The sequence below is a fragment of the Phaeobacter sp. NW0010-22 genome (assembly GCF_040365955.1).
Classification (GTDB): domain Bacteria; phylum Pseudomonadota; class Alphaproteobacteria; order Rhodobacterales; family Rhodobacteraceae; genus OMPR01.
Window position 1 is genome coordinate 300,166 of sequence record NZ_BAABWT010000001.1, and the last position, 11,903, is coordinate 312,068.

The following is an 11,903-nucleotide window of genomic DNA, read 5'->3' on the forward strand; positions in this document are numbered from 1 at the left end:
GCTTGCAGCCTAAGATGCCGCCTTACGTTCGCGCTGTAGGATCACAGCGAGAATGATGATGACCCCTTGGATCGCGCCGTTCAGGTAGGGCGACACAAAGTCGGTCAAATTCAAAATATTGCCGATCAGGCTGAGGATCAGCACACCGATCACAGTGCCCCAGACCCGGCCAAATCCGCCCTTCAGGACAGTGCCGCCGATGATCACAGCGGCGATGGCCTCCAGTTCCCACAGCACCCCAGTTGAAGCAGATGCCGAACCCAAGCGCGGCACATACATGATGGTCGCGATGCCCACCAAAATGCCAAGTGCGGCATAAGAAATCAGGCGCGTACGGCGCACGTTCACGTTGGAATAATGCGCGACATGTTCGTTTGATCCGGTGGCAGCACAGTGGCGTCCATAGGTGGTGCGCGACATGATGATCTCTCCGATAATCACGACAACCGCAAAAACGATGATCGGCCAGCTGATCCCAAGGATGCCGTCAAAGTAGACCGGGCGGTAAAACGTGCGCAGACCGAAATCGAGCGACAGCGTGCCCCCGTCGGCCAGCCACGTCACCAGGCTGCGGTAGATGCCCATGGAGCCGAGCGTGACGATAAACGCCTCAATCCCCAAGGTCGTGATCAGAAAGCCGTTCAAAAGCCCCGCAAGCATGCCTGCAATAATCGCGGTCAGCATGCCCAAGAGGATGATCGGAATGCCGATCCCCAAGCTTGGTAGCGCCGCGTTCATCACCAAGATCATCAGCCCCGCGATAAAGGCCGCCATTGATCCGACGGATAAATCCAAGCCCCCTGCGGTGATCACAAAGGTCATGCCCACCGCGATGATCCCGATAAAGGCAGAGCGCGCCAGAACGTTGGTGATATTGGCCGCACTCAGGAAATTGGAGTTCAACATCGCGCCGATGATCAACAAGACTACCAAGGCAATAATGGGGCCCAGCACGGACATCGACGGAAGACGCATGCCGCCAGATTGAGGTGTGGTTGTTTCAGTCATCTGTTTCCCTCAGGCCATTTCCGGCGTTTTGTCAGTGCGCAATCCCATGGACAGGCGCACGATTGCGTCTTCATTAATGTCGTCGGGGGCCAACATGCCGCTGACAGCGCCAAGGCGCATGACCATGATCCGGTCCGCCAAACCGATGAGTTCAGGCATTTCAGAGGTGATCACGATGATCGCGTGCCCCGCATCTGCCAGCCTGCGCAGGAAGGCGTAAATCTGTTGTTTGGTGCCGATGTCGATGCCACGGGTGGGTTCATCGACGATCAAGACGCGGGGCTCAGAGAGCATGACCTTCGCCAGCAGCAGCTTTTGCTGATTGCCGCCGGACATATTGCCGACCCGCACATCACGGGTGCCCGCGCGGATATCAAATTCTGTGATTGCGTCGGTCAGGGCGGTTTCCTCGGCGCGGCGGTCAATCATGAAACCGCCGAATTTGTGCAAATTCGCCAGCGTCAGGTTTTCACGCATGCCGCGTTCCAACAACAGCCCGCGTAGCTTGCGATCTTCAGTCAAATAACAAAGCCCCGCCTGCTGCGCGTCGCCGGGGCGTTTGAAACGGGCGGGTTTGTCAAACAAGGTAACCTTGGCGGCGGTTGCGGGGCGCAAACCTGCAAGGCCTTCCATCACTTCCGTCCGCCCAGAGCCGATCAACCCGCCGATCCCCAGGATTTCGCCCTGCCGCAAGGTGAATGACACGTCGCTTGCAAACCCTGGCACGCTCAGATTTTCAACCTGCAATACAACAGGCGCATCCGCCGCAACGCCCGGCTTGGTGGGATAGAGATCAGACACATCGCGACCCACCATTGCGGTGGCCATGGCATCCTCGCTCATCTCAGAGGTCGCGCCAGAATGCACAACATCGCCGTCGCGCATGATCGTTATGTGGTCCGAAATCGCGGCGACCTCATCAAGCTTATGCGAGGTAAACAAGATCGCTGTGCCCGCCGCGCGCAGGGCTGCGACTTGTTTGAACAACACGTCTGTCTCGCGGTTGGTCAGCACGGCGGTCGGTTCGTCCATGATCAAGACCCGCGCGTCGCGCGACAGAGCCTTGGCAATTTCGACCATCTGCTTTTCTGAATTGGACAGCCCAGAAACAAGCGCGTCAGGCGACACATCGCAGGCAACACGGGTCAGGTATTCCTTTGTGCGGCGGCGCATTTCAGCTTTGTCGAGCAGCGGTCCGCGTTTCAACTCCCGCCCCAGAAAGATGTTTTGTTCAACGGTCAACTGTTCGGCGAGGTTGAACTCCTGATGGATCATCACGATCCCCGCCGCTTCGCCGTCTTGCAGGCTGCCGAACTGCGCGGGGTGCCCTTCAAACAGGACATCGCCCTGTGTGGGCGGCTGATAACCCGCCAAAATCTTCATCGTCGTGGATTTACCCGCCCCGTTTTCGCCAATCAGCGCATGTACGCTGCCAGCATGCAGCGCAAGATTTACGCCATGCAGCACTTCGACAGGGCCGAAGCTTTTGCTGACATCTTGCAGTGCGACAAGGGGGCGGGTCGTCATAGCGTTGTCCACGCCGCATTGCCTGCCGACGACGTGACGCAGGCGGTGATGAACCGCATTCCGTCAATGCCCGCCGAGATTCCGGGAAGGATGCCCATGGCTGTGGCGCGGTCTGTGCCATTTTGAGTTGCGCGGATCGCGTCCGCTGCCTCGTTATAGATCGTCGCAAACCCTTCAAGGTAGCCCTCAGGGTGACCGCCGGGGATGCGGCTGACGGCTTGGGATGCTTCAGTGGCACCCGCACCATTGCGCGTCAGCAAGCGTTTCGGTTCGCCATGCGGCGTGAACCACAGGTAGTTGGGGTCTTCTTGCGCCCATTCCAACCCGCCCTTTTCGCCGTATATCCTCAGTTTCAGCGCGTTTTCATTGCCCGGAGCCACTTGGCTCGACCACAGCATCCCACGCGCCCCGCCTTCAAAGCGCAGCATCATATGGGCGTTGTCATCCAACGTCCGTCCCGCGCCAAAAGATTGCAGATCAGCGGCAAGGCTTTCGACCCGCAAGCCGCTGACAAAACACGCCAGATTATGCGCATGCGTGCCGATGTCGCCAATGGACCCACCCGCGCCAGAGCGCGCCGGATCGGTGCGCCATTCCGCTTGTTTCAACCCTTCGTTTTCCATCGGCGAGGTCAGCCAATCTTGCGGGTATTCCGCTTGCACGATGCGCACCTCACCCAAGTCACCCGCAGCGATCATCTCACGCGCCTGCCGGATCATCGGATAACCAGTGTAGTTATGGGTCAGGATGAACAGCGCCTCGGCGTCCTTCACGGCTGCCTCAAGTGCGACCGCGTCGTCCATGGTCGAGGTCAGCGGCTTGTCGCAGATCACATGAATACCGTGGGCCAAGAACGCCTTGGCCGCCGCCGCATGAACGTGATTGGGTGTGACGATAGAAACCGCCTCGATCCCGTCGTCGCGCGCGGCCTCGGCCCTGGCCATCTCCTCAAAGCTGCCGTAGGACCGTGGAATGCCAAGCGCCTGCGCACTCGCTGCGGATTTTTCAGGGGTGGAGGACAAAGCGCCAGCAACCAGTTCAAACCGGTCATCAATGCGGGACGCAATGCGGTGGACGCCACCGATAAAGGCGTCATTGCCGCCGCCAACCATGCCAAGACGAATACGGGTCATCAGTCGATCCCCAACATTTTACGGTTTGCAGCGTCGTCTGTGCCGCCATCTGCGAAATCATCAAAGGCGCGTTCAGTGACGCGGATGATGTGGTCTTTGACGAACTGCGCCCCTTCGCGTGCGCCGTCTTCCGGGTGCTTCAGGCAGCATTCCCATTCGACCACGGCCCAACCGTCAAAATTGTTCGCAGCCATCTTGGAAAAGATTGCCCCAAAATCGACCTGACCATCGCCAAGGCTGCGGAAGCGGCCGGCGCGATCGACCCAAGGCTGATAGCCGGAATAGACACCTTGGCGGCCCGTGGGGTTAAACTCGGCATCTTTTACGTGGAACAATTTGATCCGGTCTTTGTAGATGTCGATATTGTCGAGATAGTCCATACATTGCAGCACATAATGGCTGGGATCATACAGCATGTTGCAGCGGGCGTGATTGTCGACACGCTCCAAAAACATCTCAAAGGTAACGCCGTCGTGCAGGTCTTCACCCGGGTGGATTTCGTAGCAAATGTTGACGTCATTGTCTTCGGCGTGGTCCAAAATGGGCCGCCAGCGGCGCGCCAGTTCGTCAAACGCTGCCTCAATCAAACCCGCTGGCCGCTGCGGCCATGGATAAACGTATGGCCACGCCAACGCTCCGGAAAATGACACATGGTTCTTGATCCCCATGTTGTTGGACGCAGAAATCGCCTTCATCATTTGATCCACAGCCCACTCCTGGCGGGCCTTAGGATTGTTGTGAACAGAAGGGTCCGCAAAGCCGTCAAAGGCTGTGTCATATGCAGGATGCACCGCGACCAGCTGACCCTGCAAATGGGTCGAAAGCTCGGTGACCTCAACGCCGTTCTCTTGCGCTTTACCCTTGAATTCATCGCAATAATCTTTGCTGGATGCCGCTTTGGCCAAGTCAATCAAACGCGCATCCCAACTGGGCACCTGTACGCCCTTATATCCGCAATCCGCCGCCCATTTGGTGATGCTATCCCAAGAGTTGAATGGGGCTTCATCGCTTGCAAATTGGGCTAGGAATAGCGCCGGTCCTTTGATGGTTTTCATGGTCTTCCTCCCTGTCCGCTTACACGAAGCGATTGACGATATTTTCCAAGATTTCCTGACGACCCGAACGCGGTTGCGGGTCGATGGGATCGGACGCAACTTGCGCTGCAATGGTGGCCAGATCACTGTCGAGCAACGTTTTACCGCCCGCGCTATCCCATCCGGCGTAACGCGCATTTCGCATTTCTTCCAATGTGCCGTCTTCGAGCATTGCGTGCGCCGCCTTAAAACCCCGCGCGCAGACATCCATCGCCCCTGCGTGCGCCGCGATAAGGTCAACTGGGTCCAAGGATTGCCTGCGCAGCTTGGAGTCAAAATTTGTGCCACCAGTGGTGAAGCCACCCGCCTTGAGCACCTCGTAATAGGCCAAGGCAACTTCGGGGGCATTGTTGGGGAACTGATCGGTATCCCAGCCCGATTGGTAGTCGTTGCGGTTCATATCGATGGAACCAAAGATGCCAAGCGACGACGCCAGCGCCAGTTCGTGCTCAAAAGAGTGACCGGCAAGGATCGCGTGGCCTTGCTCAATGTTCATCTGAACTTCACCTTCCAGGCCAAATTCTTTGAGGAACCCGTAGACCGTCGCCACGTCGAAATCATATTGATGCTTGGACGGTTCTTGCGGTTTCGGCTCAACCAAGATCGCGCCTTTGAAGCCGATCTTATGTTTGTACTCGACCGCCATCTGCAAGAACCGGCCCGCTTGCTGGCGTTCACGTTTCAGATCCGTGTTCAGCAGGGTCTCGTACCCTTCACGCCCGCCCCAAAGCACATAGTTCTCGCCGCCCAGCTTATGCGTGGCATCCATGCAGGCTTTGACCGTCGCCGCTGACCACGCGAAAATCCCAGGATCAGGGTTGGTGGCGGCACCGGACATAAAGCGGCGGTGGCTGAACAGGTTCGCCGTGCCCCACAAAAGCTTTGTCTTTGATGTCTGCATCTTGGTGCCGAAATAATCGATGATCTCTTCGAAATTCCGCAGGCTCTCGGCAAAGCTGTCGCCCTCGGGGCGGATATCGGCATCGTGCCAGCAAAAGAATGGGACGTTCAGCAAATCGAACATCTCAAACGCGACGTCGGCCTTCATTTTCGCCAAGTCCATCGTGTCGCCAAACCAAGGCCGCTGGAATGTCTCGGCGCCAAACGGGTCCCCACCGGGCCAAGCGAACGAATGCCAATAGGCCACGCCAAACCGCAGGTGATCTTCCATCCGCTTACCCGCAATAACCTCGTCGGGATTATAGTGGCGAAACGCCAGGTCGGTGCTTCCTGGTGCATAGGCCAAAGGAGAGATGTCTTTGAAAAAGTCAGTCATTTGTCTTGGCTTTCGTCATATCGGTCAGGGGGTCGGCAGGCAAATTATCCCGCACGTAAATTGTTGGCATCAGGCCAGGCATCGGCGGCAAGTCGCGGTTATCGATTAAGGCGCGCAAAACGGTGAAGGCGCGACTGATTTCAACGTCGGGGCGCTGGTCGATCACTAAGTCAATCAAGCCGTCTTGCAGCGCTTGCCGGGAATGGGCGACCAATTCATGAACGACACAGAACGGCCGCCCCGACTGTGCCGCACCGATCGCTTGCACAAGTCCGCTGTTACCAGCCCCCACGTTATAAAGAGCAGTGGTCTCGGGCTTACCCGTCAGAACCGCGTTGGTTTGCGACAACAAGACAGCCGCGTCATCTTTAGTCATGATGGGGTCGCACACAGTGATATGCGGGTAATCTTTCGCAATGACCTCGCAAAAACCTTGCAAACGTTCGACGTGGTCGCGGGCGTCCATTGAACCGGCAAACGTCTGGATTGACCCGTTGCCGCCAGCGTGGGCCATGCCGACCATCCGAGCAGCCGTACGTCCGGCGACGATATTATCGATGCCGATGTAGGCGGAGCGGAACTGTTGCGGAAGGTCTGATACCAGACCAATGACCGCCACCCCCCGCTCGCGCAGCGCCGCCAGCGGCTCTTCAAGACGTTGGCTTTGCAGCCCAACGATGGCAACCCCATCGAAGTCTTTCTTCACTAATTCGGCAATGCTGTCTTGCAAGCCCAAAACCGCAAAGGCTGCAACTTCGATTACCTCAACCGTCACGCGTTCAGCACTCAGGTGATCGGCCGTAAGCTGAATATGGTCATGGATGCGAGTAAAGAAAGCGTTTGATCCTTTCGGGATCAAGAATGCCAAGCGGTAGACGCGATTGCGCGACAAGTTCGCAGCGGCCACGTTGCGCACATAACCCAAAGCGGAGACTGCATCGCGGACTTTCTTGATGGATTTCGCGGCAACATTTCCACGATTATTTATGACCCGGTCGGCCGTGGCGTAACTGACCCCAGCAGCCTGCGCGACATCACTTAACGTCGGACTTGTCATGCTTCCTCCCCTCGCAACGAATCTCCCAATCGCCGCAGTGCCCCCATCAAAGGCGTCAAAATGCCATACGTCAATCATTTTTTGATAGACGTATGGCATTTTCGAGTCGTACCTAATTTGGCGTGGCGGCATTCGTGTATCATTAAAATTTGCACGGGACTTACGCTGATGATCTGCTTCGGATCCACCCCGGCATTCTGGTGTCAAAGCGCAAGAAAGACGTTCAAATCAGAACGCGCTTTAGTCACTCGTTCCACTTCGACAAGATTGCCTCCACAGGCTTCGCGTGACCCCTAAAGTACTGGAGAAAACCAAATGCAACCAATCTCGAACCGACCTTCATCTTGATAAACTATGAATGCCCGCGTTTAAGGAATTTCCCGGCAACAACTTTGCCTGCGACATGTGGGTTTGAGATCAAGCGCTACTAGTCAGTTTGAACGTCCGCTTTGGTGAAAAATACTGCACTGCCAAACATTCATCGCCGTGGTTGCAAGAAAATGCTGCGTCAGCAATAGCCGCACGTGCACAAGTCCGGTTTGTCCCGCATAGCGGCCATCCCCAGCGGATGGCTGCTGCCGCCCAAAGCGGACATGACCTTTATACAGGGAGGGCGGACTACTGCCATTCGCTGCTCTCTCTACCAACAGCAGCTATGCGCGACGTTGCGATTTTTGCATAGTCATCCGAACTGGTCAAAGCAGATACCCGGGCGCATGATAGAGAATTTTCAGCCTATTCCAAAGCGGACATAGGCCTTGCTCACGAGATCGAGACCATACCCTTTACCATTTCACTAGTTCCATGTCCTCTGAAGCGCTCGCGGAATACGGCTCTCAGAAATCGCACTATTGCACTGGACGAATGTCCAGATATCTGACCAAAGCTTTGCCAAGAAGACCATCACACTGGCTCTCAGTCACGAAACAAAAAGAAATCTTCATTCGTTCCGATTGCAGGCAACAATTCACAGTGTTTTTTACTCGGGTCTGAAACTATGTTGCTTACTCTGGCCGCTTCCAGTTCTGACCGTCGCAGAAACCAGAAACACAGCCTTCTACTCTGATAGCAGTTTTGCCCAGCGTAACGCGCGCATCGTAGTTGGTATCAGTCAGAACGTCATAAACGGTTCCGTTTTCCCAGCGGTTTTCCTCCACAATCTCCATGTCCCAAAAAATGGCCCGTCCGATAAGCTCTTGTGCGGCTGGGTTGTCCGAATTCACGACTTCGGTCACTGTACTGCACAGTTTTTCTTCGGCATTCTGGCATGGGTGGATGTCCACCAACAAATGAGCACCAGTGTCATCCGTGATCGTGCGCCAAATGCCATATGGTTCGTTTGCGAAAGCCGGTCCGGCAATCATCAGGGCCACGGCGCCAACAAACAGTTTATTCATGATATCCTCCTATTGGATCTGAGTGTTCTGTGAGTGATGGATTGAAGTTCTCGTGTTTTTTCGTCGCCTTTCGCCCTTGTGAACTTGCGAGCGTCCCTATGCGTTCAGCAATGTCGTGCAAGGCCGCAGCGGCGTCCGGAATAATGCCAACCCAGCTTTTGAAGCCGTGGATTAGGCTGCTGTATTCGACGTAATCTACTGGCACGCCCGCATCCCTTAGTGCGGAGGCAAATTCCTGCCCTGCGTCGCGCAATGGATCAAAACCGGCTGTCGCAATCAACGCCGGCGGCAGGTTTGCGTGAGTTACAGCCCGTAGCGGTGAAATTCGCGGATCTTCCCAATCGACGCCTTCGGGGATGTAATGGCGCGCAAACCAATCCTGCAACGCTGCATCCAACCCAAAACCTTCGGCAAACTCGATGGACGATGGTGTTTCATGCCCCACAGCAACCGAAGGATAGATCAACGCACTCCAGGCACATTTCGGACCGTCTGCGTCACGCAACAACTGAGCAGTCACTGCTGATAGGTTCGCGCCGGCGGAGTCACCTCCTACGCCAATGCGCGTTGGATCAAGGCCAAGTGCGGCTGCGTTTTGAACCACCCAGAGATATGCATCCCGGGCGTCTTCGACGGGCGCAGGGAATTTGAATTCCGGCGCGCGGCGGTAGTCCACGGAAATCAGCGTAACGCCGCTTCCAATCGCAAGTGCGCGGCAGGCATTGTCATGTGTGTCCAGATCCCCGATCACCCACCCGCCACCATGAAAGAACACCATTCCGGCCGCCTCGGGACTCGCCTCGGCGGGCCTGTAGATCCGGTAGTTCAGGGTTCGGCCTTCAAGCTCCATGGCCCCGTCTTCAATGGCGCATGGGATTGAGATCGGAGCTTCCAGTCTTTCAACCATCGCAGAGAACAATGCACGGGCATCCGGGGCAGACATCTCTTGCATCTTGGGGCCATTCTTGGCGTCCGGAGATGACAGGATCGCCCCGATTGTAGGATCCAATTTACGTGCTGGTGTCGGATCTTTGCCTGCTTGCCTTCTGGCCGTCCAGTTGCGGGGCGGTTTGCCTTTGTTGGATGCAAGTTCGGTCAGAACAAACTCTGCCTCATCCACATGGCTCATCTGGTTTGCAAAATCCCGTGCATTGCCCGGAAAAAGAGTTTCGATGCGGCCATTTGAACCGATGTACCAGCTATCACACCCGGACGCCCAAACGGTGTTGTCCAACTGCGATTGCAATGTGTCACTGAACTTATGGCAAGTCTCATCACTCACCGAAACCAAGCTATCACGCCCTGCCAATTTCATAACGTCAACGATCCAGTCCACGGATTGTTCGATCAGATAAACAACCGAAGTGGTGCCGACACCGGAGTTGGGACCAGTCACCAAGAAATAGTTCGGCAAGTCAGGAACCATGCTGGATTTATAGGCGTCAGCGCGTGACTGCCAGATGTCTTCCAACGAGCGGCCGTTCTGCCCTGTCACGCGGAAGGCAGACCGCTGCCCTTCGATATCAAACCCCGTCGCATAGATGATCGCATCCACCGGCGTCAGCGCTTCTTCGGATTTGACACCAGCCGGTTCAATTGCCGTGATTGGGGCGGTTTCAAGTGTTACGTTGGAGCGATTGAGCGCGGGCAGGAAGTCGTCCGAAATCAGGATACGCTTACAGCCAAGTTCATAATCTGGCATCAGCTTGTCAGCGAGGGCTGGATCGTTGATCTGCGAACGCATGTGCGCTTTGATTTCAGCTTCGGCAATCTTGCGGATCGCGGGACTTACGACAATCGGGTAAAGCCGGGTGTCCTTGTCTTTGAACTGTTCCTCCCGAACCGCCTGCATTTTCGAAGGATCTCTGCGGAAGCTTTGTTTTTCCTCGTCGGAGTACCCAAAATCTTCGCGCGCCGCGATGTAGTTGGGCGTGCGCTGATATAGCGTGACATGCTCTGCGGTCTGAGCCAATTGGGGAACTGCTTGAATGGCGCTTGCTGCGCTTCCGATGACAGCAATGCGCTTGCCGGTAGGATCAAAATTCTCGTCCCATTCCGCCGTGTGCATTTCGACGCCGTCAAATTTCTCGCGTCCGGGGAATTCGGGAATGAACGGCTTGTGCAGCCCACCGGCCGCATTTACGACAAAGCGAGCACGAACTTCTGATCCGTCTTCAAAACGAACGATCCACAGCGAGCTGGTTTCATCAAATTGAAGTTCGGTGATCTCGCACTTCAGGCTTATCCGATCCCGCACGCCATACTTTTCGGCGCAATGTTGGATATAGGACTGTATCTCTTTCTGCGGTGCATAGAAACGGCTCCAGTCGGGGTTCATCTCGAAAGAGTAGCAATAGAAGTGCGAGGGGATGTCACAGGCTGCCCCCGGATAGCGGTTGTGCCACCAAGTGCCGCCAAGACCATCGCTTTTTTCAAAGACGCGAAAGTTAACGATGCCGCTTTCTTGCAGTTTGATTGCCGCGCAGATTCCGGAAAAACCTGCGCCGATAACGGCCACGTCCAACGGTTCCTGGCCGACCCCAATGGCGTGCTCAAGCGCATAGTCTTCGATGGCTGCGCTTGCCTGCAAATCGGTCTCGATCTCGGAGAACCGCCCTGCAACGAAAGGCGCAAGATCGGCTTGTGTGAAGATATAAAAACGCCCTTTGTCGATCTGATCCAGGGCCCACTCGGCGACGACGTCCGGCTCGAGTCCTGCATCAATCGCGGCAGCCACCTGCCGGTCCTGCTCTGTTTGTTTTCGTGGGGCTTCACTTTCTTTTTTCGACGGGCTTCCTTGGGCGCTTTTATGAATATCTGTGCGCACCCACCCGGGGCACAACAGACCCACGCCGATGTCGGTAGACGCAAATTCCTGACGTAGTGCCTCGCTATATCCAACAAGACCAAACTTTGATGCATTGTAGGGGCCACCGCCGGGCAAGGCGAGGTGCCCTGCCATGGACGCAGTGTTCAAGATAAAGCCGCCCTCGCTTTGCGATTTGAACACGGGGACCAATGCTTCGGTGCAATGCACTGCGCCCATCAAGTTGATGCCAAGAATCCAATTCCAGTCTTTGATGGGAATTGTTCCTGTCTCTCCCCCCAAGGACACTCCGGCGTTGTTCGCCAGGAAATGAACCCTGCCAAATCGCTCTAGAGTAGCTTCGACGGCATTCTTTACCGATGCCGGATCCGAGACATCGCATTCTACCCAAGCTGCATCGATGCCCTTATCGCAAAGCTTTGCACAGCTTTGGACCAATGTGTCGCTGTCGACGTCCGCAAGCATGACGCACATGCCACGCCGACCCAACGAATTGGCAATCGCCAAACCGATGCCATTTGCCCCCCCAGTGACAAATGCGACTTTACCTTCGAATTCCATAAATCATCCTCTGCTCACAGTGC

General features: G+C 55.9%; 8 protein-coding genes. All 8 read right to left on the reverse strand.

Annotation, left to right across the window (positions count from 1 at the left end; all coding sequences use genetic code 11):
• Positions 1-9: 9 nt before the first annotated feature.
• Positions 10-1,008, reverse strand: coding sequence for an ABC transporter permease (locus ABWV33_RS01325; protein WP_353328753.1), 999 nt, complete (start codon positions 1,006-1,008; stop codon positions 10-12).
• Between the two features lie 9 nt (positions 1,009-1,017).
• The gene (locus ABWV33_RS01330; protein ID WP_353328755.1) at positions 1,018-2,535 is read right to left on the reverse strand and encodes a sugar ABC transporter ATP-binding protein; all 1,518 of its coding nucleotides are present in this window, start codon (positions 2,533-2,535) and stop codon (positions 1,018-1,020) included.
• Positions 2,532-3,668: a Gfo/Idh/MocA family protein gene (locus tag ABWV33_RS01335; protein ID WP_353328756.1), complete on the reverse strand. Its 1,137-nt coding sequence runs from the start codon at positions 3,666-3,668 to the stop codon at positions 2,532-2,534. Before ABWV33_RS01335 ends, ABWV33_RS01330 begins: the two co-directional genes overlap by 4 nt.
• Positions 3,668-4,723 (reverse strand): sugar phosphate isomerase/epimerase family protein, encoded by a 1,056-nt coding sequence (locus tag ABWV33_RS01340; protein WP_353328758.1) that lies wholly within the window; start codon positions 4,721-4,723, stop codon positions 3,668-3,670. Before ABWV33_RS01340 ends, ABWV33_RS01335 begins: the two co-directional genes overlap by 1 nt.
• 19 nt (positions 4,724-4,742) lie before the next feature.
• Positions 4,743-6,038, reverse strand: coding sequence for a xylose isomerase (gene xylA / locus ABWV33_RS01345; RefSeq protein ID WP_353328759.1), 1,296 nt, complete (start codon positions 6,036-6,038; stop codon positions 4,743-4,745).
• Positions 6,031-7,095: a LacI family DNA-binding transcriptional regulator gene (locus tag ABWV33_RS01350; protein WP_353328761.1), complete on the reverse strand. Its 1,065-nt coding sequence runs from the start codon at positions 7,093-7,095 to the stop codon at positions 6,031-6,033. Before ABWV33_RS01350 ends, xylA begins: the two co-directional genes overlap by 8 nt.
• 1,004 nt (positions 7,096-8,099) lie before the next feature.
• A complete protein-coding gene (locus ABWV33_RS01355; protein ID WP_108788555.1) occupies positions 8,100-8,492 on the reverse strand; it encodes a DUF2147 domain-containing protein in 393 nt (130 codons plus the stop codon).
• The gene (locus ABWV33_RS01360) at positions 8,485-11,880 is read right to left on the reverse strand and encodes an SDR family NAD(P)-dependent oxidoreductase (RefSeq protein WP_353328763.1); all 3,396 of its coding nucleotides are present in this window, start codon (positions 11,878-11,880) and stop codon (positions 8,485-8,487) included. Before ABWV33_RS01360 ends, ABWV33_RS01355 begins: the two co-directional genes overlap by 8 nt.
• Between the last annotated feature and the right edge of the window lie 23 nt (positions 11,881-11,903).

What these genes read in the sequence shown, in the direction of transcription:
- ABWV33_RS01325 (WP_353328753.1), bottom strand. Translation starts at nt 1,008, where the DNA reads ATGACTGAAACAACCACACCTCAATCTGGCGGCATGCGTCTTCCGTCG.
- ABWV33_RS01330 (WP_353328755.1), bottom strand. Translation starts at nt 2,535, where the DNA reads ATGACGACCCGCCCCCTTGTCGCACTGCAAGATGTCAGCAAAAGCTTC.
- ABWV33_RS01335 (WP_353328756.1), bottom strand. Translation starts at nt 3,668, where the DNA reads ATGACCCGTATTCGTCTTGGCATGGTTGGCGGCGGCAATGACGCCTTT.
- ABWV33_RS01340 (WP_353328758.1), bottom strand. Translation starts at nt 4,723, where the DNA reads ATGAAAACCATCAAAGGACCGGCGCTATTCCTAGCCCAATTTGCAAGC.
- xylA (WP_353328759.1), bottom strand. Translation starts at nt 6,038, where the DNA reads ATGACTGACTTTTTCAAAGACATCTCTCCTTTGGCCTATGCACCAGGA.
- ABWV33_RS01350 (WP_353328761.1), bottom strand. Translation starts at nt 7,095, where the DNA reads ATGACAAGTCCGACGTTAAGTGATGTCGCGCAGGCTGCTGGGGTCAGT.
- ABWV33_RS01355 (WP_108788555.1), bottom strand. Translation starts at nt 8,492, where the DNA reads ATGAATAAACTGTTTGTTGGCGCCGTGGCCCTGATGATTGCCGGACCG.
- ABWV33_RS01360 (WP_353328763.1), bottom strand. Translation starts at nt 11,880, where the DNA reads ATGGAATTCGAAGGTAAAGTCGCATTTGTCACTGGGGGGGCAAATGGC.